The 18,492-nt window shown below is 71.4% G+C and carries 19 protein-coding genes; 5 read left to right on the top strand and 14 right to left on the bottom strand.

What is annotated here, in order from left to right:
* Nucleotides 1-75: 75 nt before the first annotated feature.
* Nucleotides 76-537: a molybdenum cofactor biosynthesis protein MoaE gene (locus HNR57_RS13335; RefSeq protein ID WP_184560018.1), complete on the bottom strand. Its 462-nt coding sequence runs from the start codon at nt 535-537 to the stop codon at nt 76-78.
* A gap of 121 nt (nt 538-658) precedes the next feature.
* Entirely contained in the window at nt 659-1,783 is a 1,125-nt protein-coding gene (locus HNR57_RS13330; protein ID WP_184560016.1) for an SDR family oxidoreductase, read from the bottom strand.
* A 192-nt stretch (nt 1,784-1,975) separates the two neighbouring features.
* Between HNR57_RS13330 and HNR57_RS13325 the strand changes: the two genes are divergently transcribed.
* Together HNR57_RS13325 and HNR57_RS13320 are read left to right on the top strand one after the other, a co-directional pair.
* Nucleotides 1,976-3,436 (top strand): zinc-dependent metalloprotease, encoded by a 1,461-nt coding sequence (locus HNR57_RS13325; RefSeq protein ID WP_184560014.1) that lies wholly within the window; start codon nt 1,976-1,978, stop codon nt 3,434-3,436.
* A complete protein-coding gene (locus tag HNR57_RS13320) occupies nt 3,433-3,960 on the top strand; it encodes an NUDIX hydrolase (protein WP_184560012.1) in 528 nt (175 codons plus the stop codon). Before HNR57_RS13325 ends, HNR57_RS13320 begins: the two co-directional genes overlap by 4 nt.
* A gap of 157 nt (nt 3,961-4,117) precedes the next feature.
* On the opposite strand, the gene HNR57_RS13315 is transcribed toward HNR57_RS13320, so the two are convergent.
* The 4 genes from HNR57_RS13315 to HNR57_RS13300 all read right to left on the bottom strand — a co-directional run bounded on the left by HNR57_RS13315 (nt 4,118) and on the right by HNR57_RS13300 (nt 8,051).
* Nucleotides 4,118-4,873 (bottom strand): AIM24 family protein, encoded by a 756-nt coding sequence (locus HNR57_RS13315; protein WP_184560010.1) that lies wholly within the window; start codon nt 4,871-4,873, stop codon nt 4,118-4,120.
* A 16-nt stretch (nt 4,874-4,889) separates the two neighbouring features.
* A complete protein-coding gene (locus tag HNR57_RS13310; protein ID WP_030854889.1) occupies nt 4,890-5,570 on the bottom strand; it encodes an AIM24 family protein in 681 nt (226 codons plus the stop codon).
* Between the two features lie 11 nt (nt 5,571-5,581).
* Nucleotides 5,582-7,300, bottom strand: coding sequence for a TerD family protein (locus tag HNR57_RS13305; protein WP_184560008.1), 1,719 nt, complete (start codon nt 7,298-7,300; stop codon nt 5,582-5,584).
* A gap of 142 nt (nt 7,301-7,442) precedes the next feature.
* The gene (locus HNR57_RS13300) at nt 7,443-8,051 is read right to left on the bottom strand and encodes a M48 metallopeptidase family protein (protein WP_184560006.1); all 609 of its coding nucleotides are present in this window, start codon (nt 8,049-8,051) and stop codon (nt 7,443-7,445) included.
* A 325-nt stretch (nt 8,052-8,376) separates the two neighbouring features.
* On the opposite strand from HNR57_RS13300, the gene HNR57_RS13295 reads away from it, so the two are divergent.
* Entirely contained in the window at nt 8,377-9,591 is a 1,215-nt protein-coding gene (locus HNR57_RS13295; RefSeq protein WP_184560004.1) for a ThiF family adenylyltransferase, read from the top strand.
* Nucleotides 9,584-10,954, top strand: a complete 1,371-nt coding sequence (locus HNR57_RS13290) for an ABC1 kinase family protein (RefSeq protein ID WP_184560002.1) — start codon at nt 9,584-9,586, stop codon at nt 10,952-10,954. The genes HNR57_RS13295 and HNR57_RS13290 overlap by 8 nt, the downstream gene beginning before the upstream one ends.
* Nucleotides 10,955-10,970: 16 nt before the next feature.
* Here the strand turns inward: HNR57_RS13290 and HNR57_RS13285 are convergent, their stop codons facing one another.
* The 5 genes from HNR57_RS13285 to HNR57_RS13265 all read right to left on the bottom strand — a co-directional run bounded on the left by HNR57_RS13285 (nt 10,971) and on the right by HNR57_RS13265 (nt 15,067).
* Complete coding sequence (locus HNR57_RS13285) at nt 10,971-11,189, bottom strand: hypothetical protein (protein ID WP_184560000.1); 219 nt, start codon at nt 11,187-11,189, stop codon at nt 10,971-10,973.
* 272 nt (nt 11,190-11,461) lie between these two features.
* A complete protein-coding gene (locus tag HNR57_RS13280; RefSeq protein WP_184559998.1) occupies nt 11,462-11,785 on the bottom strand; it encodes a putative WhiB-interacting protein in 324 nt (107 codons plus the stop codon).
* Nucleotides 11,782-12,150: a WhiB family transcriptional regulator gene (locus tag HNR57_RS13275; RefSeq protein WP_033313877.1), complete on the bottom strand. Its 369-nt coding sequence runs from the start codon at nt 12,148-12,150 to the stop codon at nt 11,782-11,784. Before HNR57_RS13275 ends, HNR57_RS13280 begins: the two co-directional genes overlap by 4 nt.
* A gap of 173 nt (nt 12,151-12,323) precedes the next feature.
* On the bottom strand, nt 12,324-12,650 hold the full coding sequence (locus tag HNR57_RS13270; protein WP_184559996.1) for a hypothetical protein: 327 nt from the start codon (nt 12,648-12,650) through the stop codon (nt 12,324-12,326).
* A gap of 164 nt (nt 12,651-12,814) precedes the next feature.
* The gene (locus HNR57_RS13265; RefSeq protein WP_313673552.1) at nt 12,815-15,067 is read right to left on the bottom strand and encodes an ATP-dependent DNA helicase UvrD2; all 2,253 of its coding nucleotides are present in this window, start codon (nt 15,065-15,067) and stop codon (nt 12,815-12,817) included.
* 125 nt (nt 15,068-15,192) lie between these two features.
* Here HNR57_RS13265 and HNR57_RS13260 point away from each other — a divergent pair, with 125 nt between their 5' ends.
* Complete coding sequence (locus tag HNR57_RS13260) at nt 15,193-15,435, top strand: mycoredoxin (RefSeq protein WP_003992805.1); 243 nt, start codon at nt 15,193-15,195, stop codon at nt 15,433-15,435.
* A 260-nt stretch (nt 15,436-15,695) separates the two neighbouring features.
* Here the strand turns inward: HNR57_RS13260 and HNR57_RS39505 are convergent, their stop codons facing one another.
* From HNR57_RS39505 to HNR57_RS13245, 3 genes are all read right to left on the bottom strand, one after another.
* Entirely contained in the window at nt 15,696-15,971 is a 276-nt protein-coding gene (locus HNR57_RS39505) for a class I SAM-dependent methyltransferase (RefSeq protein WP_246554482.1), read from the bottom strand.
* A gap of 13 nt (nt 15,972-15,984) precedes the next feature.
* Nucleotides 15,985-16,929: an NAD(+) diphosphatase gene (gene nudC, locus HNR57_RS13250; RefSeq protein ID WP_184559992.1), complete on the bottom strand. Its 945-nt coding sequence runs from the start codon at nt 16,927-16,929 to the stop codon at nt 15,985-15,987.
* A 155-nt stretch (nt 16,930-17,084) separates the two neighbouring features.
* The gene (locus tag HNR57_RS13245) at nt 17,085-18,488 is read right to left on the bottom strand and encodes a dipeptidase (protein ID WP_184559990.1); all 1,404 of its coding nucleotides are present in this window, start codon (nt 18,486-18,488) and stop codon (nt 17,085-17,087) included.
* Between the last annotated feature and the right edge of the window lie 4 nt (nt 18,489-18,492).

Below are 18,492 nucleotides of genomic sequence, written 5' to 3'. Positions count from 1 at the left end.
AGCAGATTAACGATCCGCAGTGACAACGCTCACGCCAGGGGTGCGGTTACGCAACCGGAAGGCGGCCTGCCGGGATCAGCAGGCGCCGACCCATTCCTCCGTGCCGTCGGAGAACTTCTGGTGCTTCCAGATGGGCACTTCGTGCTTGAGGTCATCGATCAGCTTCCGGCAGGCCTCGAAGGCCTCCCCGCGGTGCGGGCAGGAGACCGCGACGACCACGGCCAGGTCCCCGACCCGGAGGTCCCCCACGCGGTGCACGGCCGCCAGGGCCCGCACCGGGAACTCGGCGGCGACCTTCTCGGCGACGCGCCGCATCTCGGCCTCGGCGCTGGGGTGGCACGAATACCCCAGCTGCTCGACGTCGGCGCCCCCGTCGTGGTTCCGCACGGTTCCCACGAAGAGCGCGGTGCCCCCGGCCGCGTCGTCCCCGACGGCCCGGAACACCTCGTCCAGGGAGAGTGCCGAGTCCCGGATCCCGATCAGCTTGATCGGGTCCTGCGCGGCCTGCTCACCGGGGTGATCGTTCGTGGTTGCCATGGCCCCATCGTGCCGCATGCGACCGACAGCGCGGAATAGAGCCATCGACCGGCACGCGCGCGTACGCGTTCGGAGTCTCCTACAGGGGCAGCCGCCTTCGGCGGTTCCGGCAGCGGGTTCCTCAGATCCGCCGCCTGGCCTTGCGCGCCCGCCGTACCACCGCGGCCGCACCCAGCAGCGCCACCGTCGCGCCCGCGGCACCCGCGGCCGTCGCGTCCTTGCGGCCCAGTCGACGCCCCGCGACCGTGTGCCGCCCGGCGACCTCCTCCAGGAGTTCCGCCAGCACCTCCTCGTTGGTGTACTGCGGCCGCCACCCGGCCTCGTGCAGCCGGCTGCCACTCACCACCCAGGGGTACATCGTGTACGCAAGGTCCCCGGCCGGGGAGGGCGTGAGCCCGATCCGGTGCAGCCGCGCCGCCGCACCCAGCGCGACCGCCGACGGCAGCTCCATCCGCCGGATCCCGCTGAGCTCCTCGACCTCCTCCTGCTCCAGCCAGCCGTCGCACCCGACGGTCAGTTCCCCGTCGACCTTCTCCAGGACGGCGTACTCCAGCGCGCTGCACAGGTCCTCCACGTGGCAGAACTGCCACGCGGGCCGCGACCCGGCGACGACGAGGAGCCTGGGAGACTCGAAGTACCTGGTCAGCGCGGTGTCCGTGCCGCCGCCCACCAGCACGGCGGGCCGTACCACGGTGACGTTGAGCCCCGGGTGCGCCCGGGGCGCGCGCCTCGCCAGCCGTTCGATCTCCAGCAGGTCGCCGACGCCGGTCGCCTCGGCCGTGGCGCGCAGCTCGGCGTCCTCGGACAGCGGCAGCTCGTTGTCGGGCAGCGCCCCGTAGACCATCGCCGAGGTGCAGAGCACGACCCGGTGCACTCCGGCCGCCGCGGCGGCCGTCAGGACGGTCTGCGTCCCCCGTACGTTGTAGGCCGTTCGGGCGGCCGCGTCGGTTTCCAGATCCAGATCCAGCGTCAGGTGCACCACCACGTCGGCGCCGCGCAGCTTGTCCGCGATGGCCGGATCCCGTACGTCCAGGATGTGCCACTGGGCCGCCGCGCACTCGCCGCGCCGCTCGTCGATGGCCACGACCTGCCTGACCTCGTCGGACGCGGCGAGCTGCTCGGTGAGCAGGGCTCCCACGCCGTACGCGGCGCCGGTGACCGCGACGACGGGTCCGCGTGCCGCGGGACTCGCGGAACTGGTTGACTGGTTTCGCGCTGCGCGAACCTGCGGATCTGGGGAACTCACCGGGCGTCTCCAGCGGTTGTCTTCAGTACGAGCGCGTCCGACGCGTGCGTACCAGGTGGCATCCATCCTGCCGCAGGCCGTCAGTCGGCGAAGCACCGAGGCCCGATCCGCCCCAGGTGTCTACGCTGGGTGGTGTTGTCGGGCAGCCGTGCCGCCGGAAAGAACCGGCGGCCCTACCAGCCGAGGAATCCCGTGAGTGACACCCCATTCGGATTCGGCCTTCCGCCGGAGGAGCCGGACGACGGCGACGAGGGCAAGAAGAAGGACCAGCAGAGCGGTGGTGGTCAGGGACCGGCCAACCCGTTCGGTTTCGGCGGCCTGCCCGGAGCCGGAGGCTTCGGCGGAGGTCCTGGCGGCCCCGGCGGCCCCGGTGCGGACAATCCGTTCGCAGCCATGTTCGGGTCGCTGAATCCCACCGACCTGGGCGCCGCGTTCCAGCAGCTGGGCCAGATGCTCTCCTACGAGGGCGGCCCGGTGAACTGGGACATGGCCAAGCAGATCGCCCGCCAGACGGTCTCCCAGGGCAGTCCTGACGGCACCAAGGACGCCAGTGTCGGCCCCGCCGACCGCAAGGGCGTCGAGGAAGCCGTCCGCCTGGCCGACCTGTGGCTCGACGATGCCACGTCCCTGCCCTCCGGCGCCGCCTCCGCGGTGGCCTGGAGCCGCGCGGAGTGGGTCGAGGCGACCCTGCCCGCCTGGAAGGAGCTCGTCGACCCGGTCGCCGAGCGCGTCGGCAACGCCATGGGCGACGTCCTGCCGGAGGAGATGCAGGCCATGGCCGGCCCGCTGATCGGCATGATGCGCTCGATGGGCGGCGCCATGTTCGGTACGCAGATCGGGCAGGCCGTGGGCGTGCTCGCCGGCGAGGTCGTCGGCTCGTCCGACATCGGCCTGCCGCTCGGCCCGGCCGGCAAGGCCGCGCTGCTGCCGGTGAACATGGAGACGTTCGGCAAGGACCTGAGCGTCCCCCAGGAGGAGGTGCGGCTGTATCTCGCCCTGCGCGAGGCCGCCCACCAGCGCCTCTTCGCGCACGTGCCGTGGCTGCGCTCGCACCTGTTCGGCGCGGTCGACGGCTACGCGCGCGGGATCAAGGTCGACACGGCCAAGCTGGAGGACGTGGTCGGCCAGTTCGACCCGCAGAACCCGGAGCAGCTGCAGGAGGCCCTCCAGCAGGGCATGTTCCAGCCGGAGGACACGCCCGAGCAGAAGGCCGCCCTGGCCCGTCTGGAGACGGCTCTGGCGCTCGTGGAGGGCTGGGTGGACGCCGTGGTCCATGCCGCCGCGAAACCCCGCCTGGCGTCCGCCGACGCCCTGCGCGAGACGTTGCGCCGGCGCCGCGCCTCGGGCGGTCCCGCCGAGCAGACGTTCGCCACGCTGATCGGCCTGGAGCTGCGCCCGCGCCGCCTGCGGGACGCCTCCCGTCTGTGGGCCTCGCTCACGGACGCGCGCGGTGTCGACGGCCGGGACGACCTCTGGCACCACCCGGACATGCTGCCGACGGCGTCCGACCTGGACGACCCGGACGGCTTCGTGCACCGCGAGCAGATCGACTTCTCCGAGCTGGACAAGATGCTCGGCGAAGCGGCGGACAAGCCCGACCTCAAGAAGAAGGACGAGGGCGAGGACAAGAACAAGGGCGACGACGCCGGGTGAGCCTGTACGACGACGCGGTCCTCGTGCTGAAGGGTTACGAGGACCAGACGGACCTCCGCCAGGCGTATCTCGACCATCTGGCGGAGCACCCGGACGGTTTGTGGAAGGCCTGCCACGCGGGGCACATCACGGCGAGCGCGCTGGTGATCGACCCCGAGGGCGGCCGGGTGCTGCTGACCCTCCACAAGAAGCTGCAGATGTGGCTGCAGATGGGCGGCCACTGCGAGCCGGGCGACGCCTCCCTCGCGGATGCCGCCCTGCGTGAGGCGACGGAGGAGTCCGGCGTCCCGGGGCTCTCCCTGCTGCCCGGCGGCCCGGTGCGCCTGGACCGCCATCCCATCCCGCCGCCGTGCCATCGCCACTTCGACGTCCAGTACGCGGCCCTGGCACCCCCGGACGCCGAGCACACGATCAGCGACGAGTCGCTCGACGTGCGCTGGTTCGGCTACGACGAGGTTCCGAAGGTGGCGGACGAGTCGGTCGTACGGCTGCTGGAGGCGACGCGCGCGAGGCTCGCGTCCTGAGGCATGTGTAAGGGGCGGCTCCTGAGCGGAGCCGCCCCTTACATCCGGTCCAGCAGGCTGCTCAGGGGCGCGGGGAACTGCGCGACCAGGCACGGACGGCCCGCGGTCGAGGCGAGACGGCACGCCCCCGAACCTTCCGGCCGAACCCGCGGAGCGCTCAGCTCCAGACGTTGCCCTGGTTCTGCCCGCGTGCCCCCTGCTGGCCCATGCCGTACTGCGCGGCCAGACCCGAGCCGATCTGCGCGCCCTGCGGCGGCAGCAGCTCGCTCGGCTGGACGAGCGCGAAGCCGGTGCCCATGAAGCTCAGCTCCCAGCCCTCGCCGGTGCTGCCGCGCCGCCGCCACACTCCGGAGGAGTGCGTCTGTGCCTGCATCTGCACGCGCAGGCTCGTGGACCAGGCGACGATCGCGTCGGCGTCGCAGTTGACGTACTTGTCGGGCGTCACCTGCAGCAGCAGCGGCATCCCGGAGGTCATCAGGGCGACCTTGCCCCGGCCCGTGATGTTGAGCTGGTACTTCCCGGAGCCGGAGATGCCGTAGAGGCTGTCCACTGCGATGACCTCGTGGTGCAGGGAGGAGTCCATCGCCAGCACGTAGCTGCTGTCGACGGTCATGCCGTCCTGGTCCACCTCCATGACGTGCACATGCTGCTTGAGGTTGGCGAGGTAGACCGTGCCCTGCCCGTGGCAGCGCATCAGGTCGAGTCCCTCACCGGTGTGCGCACGCGCGCGTGACTGGTCGTTGCTCTGGTACTCGGCGTCGAACTCGACGAGGCCCTGATAGGCGACCATGGTGCCCTTGCGGGCCAGGATGTCGTCGTGGCCCTCCAGGGCGACGCGCAGCATCTGCTTGTTCTGGAGACTCCAGCGTTCCTGGGTCTGCTGCTCGTTGTAGGCGAAAATCGGGCTCTGCATGGCGTGTGGTTCCCCCTCAGCCCCGGACCCGGAGACGGTCGGTGCTGTCCTCGCTGGGCTGGACGACGACGATGCCCTGACCGGAGAAGGCCATCTGGTAGGCCTCGCCGCTGCCGCGGCCGATCAGCGACTGGGCCCGGAAGCTGCGCTTGCCCTTCACCTTGAGGTTCGGGGACCAGGCGACGAGCGCGTCGGGATCGACGTAGGTCTCGTCCTCGCCGCCTCCGCAGTCGACGACGATGGGCTTGCCCCGGGAGGTCAGCGCGACCCAGCCCTGCCCGGAGATCTTGGTGTTCCACAGGCCCTGCCCGGCGAACTTCGCCAGGCCCTTGACCCGCTCCACGCCCCACGTCAGGTGGGCGTCGAAGGCGAGCAGGTTGGTGGCGTTGACGGAGATGCCGTCGCCGTTGAGGTTGATGACGACGACGTTCGCCCCGTAGTCGGCGAGGTAGAGCAGGCCGTCGCCGGAGCACTTCATCAGGGGCGCGCCCTCGCCGGTGAGCCAGTCCTTGGCGATCTGGCGCACGGCCGGCGGGTTGGGCTCGTACTGCACGAACCCTTCGTAGGCGACCATCGACCCCACGCGCGCGAGGAGGTCGTTCCCGGTCTGCATGGCGACCTTCAGCATGTGGTTGCCGTGGTTCTCCATGCGGGCGGTGACGGGTGCGGGGGCATGGCCCGCGAGCTGCTGTGTCATGACGGGCTCCCTCAGACCTCGTACGGCTGGACGACGATGAAGTTGCCGGGCGCTCCCCGGAACTGGAGGTTGACGCTCTCCCCCGTGTCACCGGGGTAGGCGTTGCGGCGCATCCGCACCTGGCTGGAGACGACGACCTGGGCGGCGGCCGACCAGGCGACCACGGCGTTGCAGTCGGCGAACGTGGTGGGCGTGACGGGCAGCACGACGGGCGTGCCGTGCGTCTTCACGACGATCGTGCCGGTGCCCTGGAACTGCATGGTGAACAGCGCGCCGCCGGGGATGCCGTGGCCCTCGATACGACGGACCTCGTACTGGAGGCTCTCGTCGAAGGCGAGGACGTTCTCGGCGGAGACGCAGACGGCGTCGCCCTGCAGTTCGAGGGGGTGCAGCATGGTCGAGTTCTCGGCGAGGAACACCTGGCCCTGACCCGTGCAGCGCATCAGCTGCATCTCCTGGCCGGTCGCGTTGCCCACGATGCGGCCGGAGAAGCCGGCGCCCTTGTAGCTGAAGTCGACCTTGCCCTGATAGAGCACCATGCTGCCCTGCCGGGCCAGCACGGGCTGCCCGCCGATGCCGAGGTCGACACGGACGAGCTTCTTGTTCTGCTGCGTCCAGCGCTGACCCGTCGGGGTCTCCTTGAACTGCTGGAGCGCGGCGGACACACCGGGGCCCTGGGGCGCGCCTTGAGGAGCGCCCTGCGGGGCTCCGTGAGGAACACCCTGCGGGGCTCCGTAGGGGGCCTGTCCGAACGGCGGCTGCTGCTGGCCATAGCCCGGGGGCGGCGTCGGCTGGCCGTAACCGGGCGGCGGGGCCGGGGCGTGGGGTGCCTGGGGCTGGCCGTAGCCGGGAGGCGGCGGGGCCGTCTGGCCGGGGACCTGGCCGTACTGCGGCGGCTGCTGGCCCGGCTGGCCGTACGGCGCGGGTGCCGGGGGCGGCACCGGGGAGCCGCCAGGCGGGGTGTTCAAGGGCGCGACGATGGTCGGGGCGGCGTGCACCTGAGGCGCGGGCGCCGGTGCCGGCGCCGGAGGCGGGGTGGGGCCGGGCGGGGGCGCGAAGCCCTGCGCAGCGGGCTGGGGCGCGGGAGCCGGAGGTGCCGCCGGGGCGGGTTCCGTGGTTCCGGGGACACCGAACGCGGGCGGCGCGAAGCCCGGGGCCGCGCCGGCCTGCGGCTGCTGCGGGGCGGGGGCGGGCGTCTCCTCCTCGGCCACCTCGCCGCCGAAGTTCTTCAGCAGCGCATCCAGACCGCCGTCGAAGCCCTGCCCGACGGCGGCGAACCGCCAGACGTCCTTGAGGTAGAAGTCGCCCAGCATCACGGCCCGTTCGGTGGAGAACTCCGAGCCGTTGAAGGAGTAGCGCGCCACCTCCTCGCCGCCCGCGACGATCCGGATGTAGCCGGAGGAGATCTGCGACATCTGCCCGGCGCCGTCGATGGTCGCCGTGAAGGACAGTTTCTGGATCTGCGACGGGATCCGGTCGAGCGTCACCCGGAAGGACTCCGTGTCGCCCGCCTGGGCGCCGAGGAGCTGGATGGACTCCTCGGGGGACTTCGGCTGGTTGAAGAACACGAAGTACCGGTCGTCCGAGAGCCGTTCGTCGGCGTCGAGACCGAAGCAGCTGATGTCGAAGCTCAGCCCGGGGCCGGCGATCTGTACACCTACGTACAGATCCGTGCCCGCGGTGAGGTCACTGATCCTGGCCTTGTGGCCGCGTTGGAATTCCCTGGCCATGCGTAACGACCGTCCCCCATCCAGAGCGTGAGTGCGTCGCGCCAGGCTAACGGCAAACTCGGACACCGGACGAGGTCGGTACAGAGCCGGTACACAACGCCCGCGCAGCCGTATCGGCTGTTCGCTCGCGGAAAGCGGTCGGTCACTCCGCGGGGCTCTCACCCCGGGCGCCGGGTACATGGGGCAACCGCTCGGCGGCGACCACGCCTTCGAGATAACCCCGGGCCCGCTCCGTGCGCGGATAGGCCTCCAGGAGTTCCCAGAAGCGAGGCCCGTGTCCGGGGACGAGCAGATGGGCGAGTTCGTGGAGGAGGACGTAGTCGACGACGTACTCGGGCATGCCCTGCAGGCGGTGCGAGAGGCGGATGCTGCCCTCGGAGGGGGTGCAGGACCCCCAGCGCGTGTTCTGGTTGGTCACCCAGCGCACCGACGCGGGCCGGGCCCGTCCGTCGAAGTACTGGTCCGAAAGACGCCGGGCGCGCTCGGTCAGCTCGGCGTCGCCGAGGGCCCGCTTGCTCTCCTGGGCGGCCAGCTTGTCCAGCATGACGTTCACCCAGCGCTGCTCCTCCGCCTCGGACATCCGGGCAGGGATGAGCACTACGGTGCGATCGCCCTCGCGGTACGCGGAGACCGTTCTGCGTCGGCGGGCGCTCCTGCGGACCTCGATCGCGCTCGCCCCCGAGCCGCTCGGCGGCTGGCTCGTCGTGCTGCGCTGTGCGGTTCCGGCGCGGTGCAGTGGGTCGGCGGGCACGCCCCGACGTTACCCGCTGCACACGGGGAAGTCCCGACTCCGGGACGGTTCGGAGCCGCCGCTCCCACCGGCCGCCGGATTTGTACGACGAATGCTCGCACCTGTGGACAACTTTCGGCAGCCGAGGGCGGGTTTGGGCATGCTGGATCTCGTCGGCGAAGCGGTGGCGGGTCGGTCCGGGACCAGGGGCCGTGCCCGCGGTCGGGCCGGTCAGCAGGACTGTGCTCGGGCCCGGGCCGACGACCGGCCCCGGCGTGACCGGCCAGGGTCCGCATCCTCGGGCCGTCGACATATGGGGACGATCTACGACACACGGGGGCCTGTCATGCATCCGATGGTGAAACCCGCGCTCAGGCGCGGCTGGCGCGACCTCAAGACCGTGCAGTTCGGGATGACACCGGCGCACGCGATGACGCTCGGTCCGATGGACCTGGCAACGGGCAGCTTCCTCGACCTGCTGAACGGCACGCGCGGGCTGGAGCTCTTGCGCGAGGAGGGACGCCGTATGGACCTGCCCGACGGTCATGTCGACCGACTGGTGCGGGGGCTCGCGAGAGCCGGACTGCTGGACGACTCCCGGGGCGGCGGGCCGGCCGCCGACGCCCTGCGGAAGACGAAGGAAGTGCTGGACCGGCTGCGCCCCGACCTTGCCTCCCTCTCTCTGACGACCTCGACACCCGGTGATGCGATCGGGCAGCTGGCCGCCCGGCGCTCGCAGCGCGTGCAGGTACGGGGCGCGGGCCGGGTGGGTGCCGTACTGGCCTCGCTCCTGGCCGGAGCCGGCGTGGGCGAGGTGGATGTGCTGGACGGCGGCCGTGTTGAGCCGTGGGACGTCGCGCCCGGCGGGCTCCCCCCGGAATCCGTCGGCGACCGCAGGGACGAGTCGGCCCGCCGTGCCGTGCGTCGTGCGGCCCCGGACCGGCCACCGCGCCGGGCACCCGCCCAGACGTCCCCGGAGGACGGTGAGCCGGGATTCTCACTGGTGATCCTGGCCCCACGGGACGACGTCGCCGTGCACGCGCCCGACCCGGCCGCCGCCGAGCCGCTGATGACCTCCGGAACCCCCCATCTGTACGCCGGTGTCGTGGAGGGCACCGGTGTGGTCGGCCCTCTCGTCCTGCCCGGGGAGACGGGCTGCGCGGGGTGTCTGCAAGAGGACCGCGCCGACCGGGACCCGGCCTGGCCGCGCCTGATCGCCCAGTGGCGCTCCGGCAGGCAGCGGCAGGTGCGCCCCTGCGACCTGACGCTGGCCACGACCGTGGCCGGACTGGCGGCCGCCCACGCGCTCGCTTTCCTGGACGGCCGGGTTCCGTCCAGCGCCGGGGCCCGCTGGGAGGTCTCCGTCCCAGCTCTCCACTGGCAAGCGCGGCCGCTCCAAGCACATCCGGCATGCTCGTGTGCGGCAGCGGAGAGAGGAAAAGGGGAGCACCTCTCGGAGGACGGGGAGTCGCACGAGACAATGGCGGTGCAACGGCCGTCGGAGCAGTGCCGCGAGGCAGAGGCGGAGCGGCCGGCTGGGACTTGGAGGGCGCATGTCTGATCTTCCCCGGAAGGCGGTTACCCGGACCGCCAAGCTCGCCGCGCTCCCGCTCGGCATCGCCGGGCGGGCCACCTGGGGATTCGGCAAGCGGATCGTCGGCGAGTCCGCCGAACTCGTCGGCCGGGAACTCCAACAGCGCACGGCGGAGCAGCTCTTCAAGGTGCTCGGCGAGCTCAAGGGCGGGGCGATGAAGTTCGGCCAGGCCCTGTCCGTCTTCGAGTCCGCGCTGCCCGAGGAGGTGGCCGGCCCCTACCGTGCCGCGCTGACCAAGCTCCAGGAGGCGGCGCCGCCCATGCCGACCCGCACCGTGCACGCGGTGCTGGAGGAGCGGCTCGGAGAGGGCTGGCACGAGCTGTTCCTGGAGTTCGAGGACAAGCCCGCCGCGGCGGCCTCGATCGGCCAGGTCCACCGGGGCGTGTGGCACGACGGCCGCGAGGTGGCGGTCAAGGTACAGTACCCGGGTGCCGGTGAGGCCCTGCTGTCGGATCTGAACCAGCTGAGCCGCTTCTCGCGTCTGCTCGGCCCGCTGATCCCCGGCATGGACATCAAGCCGCTGATCGCGGAGCTGAAGGACCGCGTCTCGGAGGAGCTGGACTACGGCTTGGAGGCCCAGGCCCAGCAGGCCCACGCGGAGGAGTTCACGGACGATCCGGACGTGGTCGTGCCGCAGGTGGTGCACCAGTCCGACCAGGTCCTCGTCACGGAGTGGATGGACGGCATCCCGCTGTCGGAGATCATCTCGGACGGCACCCAGGAGCAGCGTGACCGTGCCGGTCAGCTCCTGGCCCGCTTCCTGTTCTCCGGCCCCGCCCGCACGGGCCTGTTGCACGCCGATCCCCACCCGGGCAACTTCCGGCTTCTGCCCGGCGGCCCGGAGGGTGAGGACGACTGGCGTCTGGGCGTCCTCGACTTCGGCACGGTCGACCGTCTCCCGGGGGGACTGCCGGCCACGATCGGCGAGTCCCTGCGGATGACTCTCGACGGGGAGGCCGAAGCGGTCTACGAGCTGCTGTGCGCGGAAGGGTTCGTCAAGGAGACCATAGAGCTGGACCCGGACGCCGTGCTGGACTACCTGCTGCCGATCATCGAGCCGGCCCAGGTCGAGGAGTTCGCCTTCACCCGGGGCTGGATGCGCAGCCAGGCGGCTCGGGTCGCCGACCCCCGCTCCCCCGCCTACCAGCTCGCCAAGCAGCTCAACCTGCCCCCGTCCTATCTGCTGATCCACCGGGTGACACTGAGCACGATCGGCGTGCTGTGTCAGCTGGGGGCAGCGGTGCGGTTGCGCGAGGAGCTGGAGGAGTGGCTGCCGGGGTTCGTCCCGGAGGGCCCGGCGGACGGCGAAGAGGCGGTGGCGGAGGCGTGAGATCCGGCATCGGCGTTCACCACCAGTCCGAGTCCAGACGTCCCTCGATGGACCTGAGGTTCTCCCTGGAGCAGCTCTCGCAGTAGTGGTGCCGGACACCGTTCTCCACGGAGTACGTCCAGGTGAGGGGCGGGCCTTCGGTCAGGACATCGGCCGATGTGCCGCAGCGAGCACAGACGAAGCGCCGCGGCTCGGCGTCGGGGCCTTCGTCGCCACCTCCAGGAGGACTCTCCACCCGGCGACGATATCTCCGCGCCGGACGCTTCGCTGGAAATAGCGCCCCGACCGGCCCGGGGCGAGCACCGCGCGTCGGCCGGGTGAGCCCCACGCATCAGCTCCCGTGGCACCAAGCACCCGGCACCGCGAGGCGCCCCGCTCCCTCCTGTTGGGCCCAACGCACCGTGGGGACCGGCCCGTTCGGTACGGACCGGCCCCCACGGTGAGAGCTCTGCGGCGGCAGCAGCGCGGCCTCCCTGGCCGGGAGGCCCCCGCTTCAGGTACAGCGGGTTACTGCATGACCGCCATGGCGAGCGCCCGACGGGCGCGCATCGACGCGCGCTCCGCCCTGCGCTGCATCCGGCGGGCGGCCGCCAGGCGCACAGCCTGGCGATCCCGCTCCGCCTCCTGCAGTCGCTCGTGCATATGCGCACGGGCCATGGCTTCTGGGATGAGTTGCATCTCTCGGGTCCTGTTCTGACGCGAGTCCTTCGCGCCGCTGATGGTGAAGTCTTGGTTCGCGGAGCCTGCGGGCTCGTAAGTGGACGGCTTCATCGGGGCCTGCTTCTGGGGGTCGTGCGTGATGGGGCGGTCGATCGTTCCTGCGATGTTCATGCTGTGACCGGGTTCTTGCGCGGGCGGCCACGCGGCCGCTTCCGGGCGACGACGACACCCTGGACGAACAGCTCGCCACCCCAGACACCCCAGGGCTCACGCCGCTCCTTGGCGCCGGCGAGGCAGGCCTCGACCAGCGGGCAGGTGCGGCAGAGGGACTTCGCGTACTCGACGTCCGCGGGCGACTCGGCGAAGAAGACCTCCGGGTCGTAGGAACGGCACGGGACGGGTACGCCGAGGTTCTCGATGGCGTCGTCGAGCGCGGTGAGCGCGGTGAGCGGGGTCAAGGCGGGGTCCTCCGTGGAGCCGGGCTTGGGGATCGTGTCGGAAGGCGGTACGGACGGGGCGTGCGCTTCGAGTTGCACGGTTCGTCTTCCTCGTCTGGTCGTTCCGGCCTGTTGGCCGGGGGGTGGTGGTACCGGGTTCTTTTCTTGTCCCGAGGCTCCTTCGGTCCGTCATCCCTGTTCAGGGACAAACAGAAGGGCCGCGGATCCCGGATGGGGTTCCGCGGCCCTGAAGGCGCCGGCCTGATCGGCGATCAGGCTGGATCACTCCAGGGTTCTGGCCCACGGAAGGCCCACATCTGGTGGTGCTGCGTCGTCTGCTTCCGGAATCCGGCACCGGTCGCCGTAAAGGCATAGGCCTGCGCCTGTGCCGCTACTGCTGCTTCCAGTGCCTTGGTCGGTCGCTCATTGCGCTCTCGGACGGGAAGACCCGCGGGAGCAACGGAGGAGGACGCCGGACGGACGGCACGAATGCCGGACAGACCGGTGCCCAGGTTCGAAACGCCGAGCATGCACGCGGAGACGGCCGAGCGATCGGTCATTTTCACGGTGCTGAAGGAGCTGGTGTAGATGCTGATCACTGGACTCGCCTCCTCTCGGCGTATCGGGGGACTGGGTGAACCAGTCCGACGGATATGCAAGTACAACACGGGATCAGGGCCTTGGAGAAGGCCGCTGCTCTCGTGCCTAAGAACCTATGGGGATTGCTGGGGCATGCGCAAACTATTTTTTCGACGAGTTCGTGTCAGGCCTGATCTGTGCTCTCCGCCGGTGACTGGCCTGCGCAGATGGCCAGTACGTCGGCACCGTAACGGGTGAGCTTGCGCATCCCGACGCCCGGGATTCGGGCGAGCTCGCGCTCGTCCTCGGGGGCGGACTCGGCGATCGCCATCAGGGTCCTGTCCGTGAACACGCAGAAGGCGGGCTGGCCACTGCTGCGTGCCTGGTCGGCGCGCCACTCGCGCAGCCGCTCGTACAGCCCCTCGTTCATGTCGGAGGGGCAGCCGTCGCAGCGCATCAGCTTCATTTCGCCCGGGTCCGTCAGCGTGCGGCCGCAGACTCGGCAGCGGGCGGGGACTCGCTGCGCCCGTTTCGGGGCGGACCCCCTGCTTCCAGGGATTCCGCGCTCGATTCCGCCCGCTCCGCCGGCGGCGGTACGGCCCGCGGTGGCCGTCGAGCCGGGGCGCAGCCCGTCGAGGAAGCGGCTGGGGCGGCGGTTGGGGCGCCCTCCGGGCGAGCGGGAGAGCGCCCAGGAGACATGGAGGTGTTCTCGCGCGCGGGTGACACCGACATAGAGGAGGCGGCGCTCCTCCTCGATCTGTTCGTCGGTCTTGGCGTAGGTGATCGGCATCATGCCCTCGGCGACGCCGACCAGGAAGACGACGTCCCACTCCAGGCCCTTGGCCGAGTGCAGGGAGGCGAGGGTGACGCCCTGCACGGTGGGGGCGTGCTGGGCGTTCGCCCGTTCGTCGAGTTCGGCGACGAGGTCCGCCAGGGTGGCGGCGGGTCTGGCGGCGGCGAAGTCCTGGGCGAGGTTCACCAGGGCGGCCAGGGACTCCCAGCGCTCCCTCACCGCACCGGAGCCGGCCGGTGGCTGCGTCGTCCAGCCCTCTCCCGACAGCACGGCGCGCACCTGGGAGGGAAGGTCGACGACGTCGTCCAGGAGGGAGTCGTTGCCACCGAAGCGGGCCGCGCCGCGCAGGGCGATGCCCGCCTTGCGCACCTCCGGGCGGTCGAAGAACCGCTCGGCGCCACGCAGCTGGTAGGGCACTGCGGCGTCGGCGAGGGCCTGCTCATAGGTCTCGGACTGCGCGTTCGTGCGGAAGAGGACGGCGATCTCGGAGGCCGGGACCCCCGAGTCGACGAGTTCGCGGATCCGGCGGGCCGCGCCTTCCGCCTCGGCGGGCTCGTCGGTGTACTCGGCGTAGACCGGCTCGGGCCCGGCGGCGCGCTGGGAGACGAGCTCCAGGCGGTGGTCGGCGGCCCGGCCCCGGGCCTGGGCGAGCAGGCCGTTGGCGAGGTGGACGACCTGGGGGGTGGAGCGGTAGTCGCGGACCAGTTTGACGACGGTGGCACCGGGGTGGCGGGTGCGGAAGTCGAGCAGATGGTCCGGGGTCGCCCCCGTGAACGAGTAGATCGTCTGGCTGGCGTCCCCGACCACGCACAGGCTGTCCCGCTCCCCCAGCCACAGTTCGAGCAGGCGCTGCTGGAGAGGGCTGACGTCCTGGTACTCGTCGACCACGAAGTGCTGGTACTGGGCGCGGATCTGCTCGGCGATGTCGTGGCGGTCCTGCAGGACCGCCACGGTCAGCAGCAGCACGTCCTCGAAGTCGATGACGGACCGCTCGCGCTTGACGTCCTCGTAGGCGGCGTAGAGCTGGGCGATCTCGGCGGGGTCGCGGGGGGACTCTCGACCGGCCTTGGCGGCGGCGGGCGCGTAGTCGGCGGGGACGGTCTGGGTGACCTTGGACCATTCGATCTCGGCGGTGACGTCCCGCAGCTCGCCCCGGTCGAGCCGGATGCGGCAGGCGGCCGCCGCGTCGGCGACGAGCTGGATCTTGCGGTCCACGAGCCGGGGCATGGCGCCGCCGATCGCTTTCGGCCAGAAGTACTGGAGCTGGCGCAGGGCGGCCGAGTGGAACGTGCGCGCCTGGACGCCCGCGGCACCGAGCTGGCGCAGCCGGCCGCGCATCTCCCCGGCGGCACGGTTGGTGAAGGTGACGGCGAGGACGCTGGAGGGGTGCAGAATGCCGGCCCGCACCCCGTAGGCGATGCGGTGGGTGATCGCCCGGGTCTTGCCCGTGCCCGCGCCCGCCAGGACGCACACCGGACCGTGCAGGGCCGTGGCCACTTCGCGCTGCTCGGGGTCCAGCCCTTCGAGCACCGCGTCCGCGGAGTCCGGTACCTGCGGGAACAGGGTGGAGTGCGTTGCTGCTGTCACACGGCCATGCTGCCAGGTCGCGCGAGACGGCTGCGCCGGTTGTCCACAGGCAGGCACTGACAGTCGTACTAATGCGGCAGGCGTCACGTCGGGCCTGCCAGGGGACCGGGAATGGTGGACCTTTCACATACGTTCCTCCACTGCGACCTCCCGCCCCGAGCCACCGAAGGAGCACGAGAGACATGCTGGGCACTGTGACGATGTACAGCACCACGTGGTGCGGCTACTGCCGCCGGCTGAAGAGCCAGATGGACCGCGAGGGCATCGCGTACACCGAGATCAACATCGAGCAGGACCCGGAGTCCGCCGCGTTCGTGGAGAAGGCGAATGGCGGAAACCAGACGGTGCCCACCGTCCTGTTCCCGGACGGCTCGACGCTCACGAACCCGTCGCTGGCGCAGGTGAAGCAGAAGATCGGCGCCTAATCGCCGTGTGCTGGTCCGTGGAAGGCGGCTCCTGAGACAGCTCAGGAGCCGCCTTCTCGCGGTTTGTCCCACACCACGACGTACCGCCGCCACAGCAGCGTGCGGAGAACGTCGCAGCCGGGCAGGAGACGGTGGAGGGCCCGTCTGATCTCCGCCCAGGACATGTGCACGTCTTCCAGCGGCATGCCGGCCGGCCGCGTTTGCCGCCGTGCCGTGCCGGCGGGCGTTCAGCAGGCTCACGGGCACGCCGCACGCACTGATCAGCCAGTCCAGAACCGTACGGTTGGCGGCCATGTTCGAAGGCAGTCCGCTTCCCGGTACACCACGTTGCCGGGCACGTGCGCGTGCTCACGGGCGAGCTTGATCATTCCCGGGGAGCGGTCCACCCGCGTGACGGAGGCCGACCGCGCCGCCGGCTTGCGCGTGAGCAGCCCGTCGCCGCAGCCGGCGTCCAGGGCCGTGCGGCCGCCGTCCGGAACGGCGGCCAGGACCGCCGGATGGTGATGGACGTTGTGGTTCCAGTAGGGGTCGGTCATCCGGGCGGTCCCGTCAGGCGGCGCTCCGCGTCGGGAGCGGCTTGCCGTACCAGAGCTCGATCAGGCGGGCCGCGATCGAGATGCCGTAGGGCGGGAGCACCTCGCCGGACTCGAAGGCGGCGCGCAGCTCGTCACGGGAGAACCAGCGGGCCTCGTGGATCTCGTCCCCGTCGACTTCGATCTCGGTGGAGGTGGCGCGGGCCATGAAGCCCAGCATGAGGCTGGACGGGAAGGGCCAGGGCTGGCTGGCGACGTACTCGACCTGGCCGACGCTGATGCCGACCTCCTCGTGGACCTCGCGGCGCACCGACTGCTCGATGGACTCGCCGGGCTCGACGAAGCCGGCCAGCGTGGAGAAGCGGCCCTCGGGCCAGTGGACCTGGCGGCCGAGCAGGATGCGGTCGTCCTCGTCGGTCACGGCCATGATCACGGCGGGGTCGGTGCGCGGGTAGTGCTCCGCGCCGCAGGCCTGGCAGCGGCGGATGTGTCCGGCGGCGGCGATGACGGTGCGTTCGCCGCAGCGCGAGCAGAAGCGGTGCGTGCGCTGCCAGTTCTCCAGGCCCACCGCGTGCACCATCAGGCCCACGTCGCGGGCCGACAGCAGCGCGCCCGCCTCCCGCAGGCCCGCCGGACGCGCGGACTGGTCCATGCGCCCGGGCAGGGAGTCCTTCTGGAGGGCGAAATAGCTGACACCGTCCTCGTCGATACCGAGGAAGTAGCGGTGCGCCTCGGTGAGGGGCGCCTCGAAGGAGGGGGTCATGACGAGTTCGGTGCGCCCGTCCGCCGTCTCGTCGATGAGGACCTGTCCGCCGGAGACCACGAAGCAGCGCGTCGTGGGGTGGCTCCACGCCGCCGCGAGCCAGGCCTCGTCGAGCCGGTGGTGGGCGGCACGGTCGATGCCGCTCGGAGCGGTGAGCGAGATGGGACGGTCGGCGTTGTGGTCGGTCCAGGTGGTCACGGGTGCTTCCAACTCCCCGGTGGAACGGTCGGGTTCGGCAGGCGGTTCAGGGGGACGTACGGCGGGAGGCGACCGGGTCCGGCGGGTTCGGGCGGTGCGGGGCGGCGTTTCCAGTGTGCCCCGCGCGCGTGCCCGGTCCGGACGGAACAGGACGCTCAGGGCGCATGGCGCCAGTTCTCGGCGAGGTCACCCCACAGGTACGCGGCGGTCTCGACGCCCTTGAGGAGCAGGTCGAGTTCGACTTTCTCGTTCGGGGCGTGCCAGCCGTCCGAGGGCACGGAGATGCCGAGGAACAGCACCGGGGCGCCGAGGACGTCCTGGAGGTCCGCCGCCGGTCCGGAGCCGCCCTCGCGCGTGAAGCGGACCGGCTTCCCGAAGGCCCGGCCCATGGCGCGGGTGACCGACCGGAGGGCCGGGTGGTCCAGCGGCGTCAGGCACGGGCGCGTGGCCCCGCTGAACGTGATGTCGACGCGGATCCCCGGCGGCACCTGCTGCTCTGCCCAGGCGCGGACGGCCTTCTCCACCTGCCCGGGGTCCTGGCCGGCCACCAGGCGGAAGGACAGCTTCACCAGAGCGGAGGACGGGACGATCGTCTTGCTGCCGGGGCCCTGGTAGCCACCGCCGATGCCGTTGACCTCCGCGGTGGGGCGGGCCCAGATCCGCTCCAGGGTGGTGTAGCCGGCCTCCCCCTCGGTGGCGTAGGACTTGGCCGTGCGGAGCCACTGCTGCTCGTCGAAGGGCAGCTCGGCGAGGAGTTCACGCTCGCGGTCGGTGAGTTCGACCACGCCGTCGTAGAAGCCCGGGATCGCCACGCGCGCGTGTTCGTCGTGCAGGGCGGCGACCAGGCGGGCGGCGGCAGTCGCCGGGTTGGGCACGGCTCCGCCGAAGGAGCCGGAGTGGATGTCCTGGTCGGGGCCGTGCAGGCGTATCTCGCACTCGGCGAGGCCGCGCATGCCGGTGCACACCGTGGGGGTGTCCTCGGACCACATGCCGGTGTCGGAGACGATCACGGCGTCGGCGGCGAGCCGCTGGGCGTGCTGCTCGACCAGGGCGCGGAAGTGCGGCGAGCCGGACTCCTCCTCGCCCTCGACGATCAGCTTGAGGTGCACGGCCGGGGTGCTGCGGCCGGTGGCTGCGAGGTGGGCGCGGACGCCGAGGGTGTGGAAGAACACCTGGCCCTTGTCGTCGGCCGCCCCGCGCGCGTAGAGGCGGTTGTCGCGCACGACCGGCTCGAAGGGCTCGCTGTCCCAGCCGTCCTCCCGGGCGGCGGGCTGCACGTCGTGGTGGCCGTAGACCAGCACGGTGGGGGCCTGCGGGTCCTCACAGGGCCACTCGGCGAAGACTGCGGGCGCACCGGGGGTCTGCCAGACCTCGGCCGTGGGGAAGCCGGTCTCCTTCAGCTTGGCGGCGAGCCAGTCGGCGCTGCGTCGTACGTCGGGCGCGTGGTCCGGCTGGGCGGACACCGACGGGATGCGCAGCCACTCGGCGAGGTCGTCGAGGAAGGCGGCGCGGTGCTGCTGGATGTACGTACGGACGACGCTGTCCGGGGTCTGGCTCATGGTC

The organism is Streptomyces paradoxus (assembly GCF_014202475.1).
Taxonomy (GTDB): Bacteria; Actinomycetota; Actinomycetes; order Streptomycetales; family Streptomycetaceae; genus Streptomyces; species Streptomyces paradoxus.
Note: the sequence above shows the minus strand (reverse complement) of the source record. Positions and strands in the feature narration are given on the sequence as shown.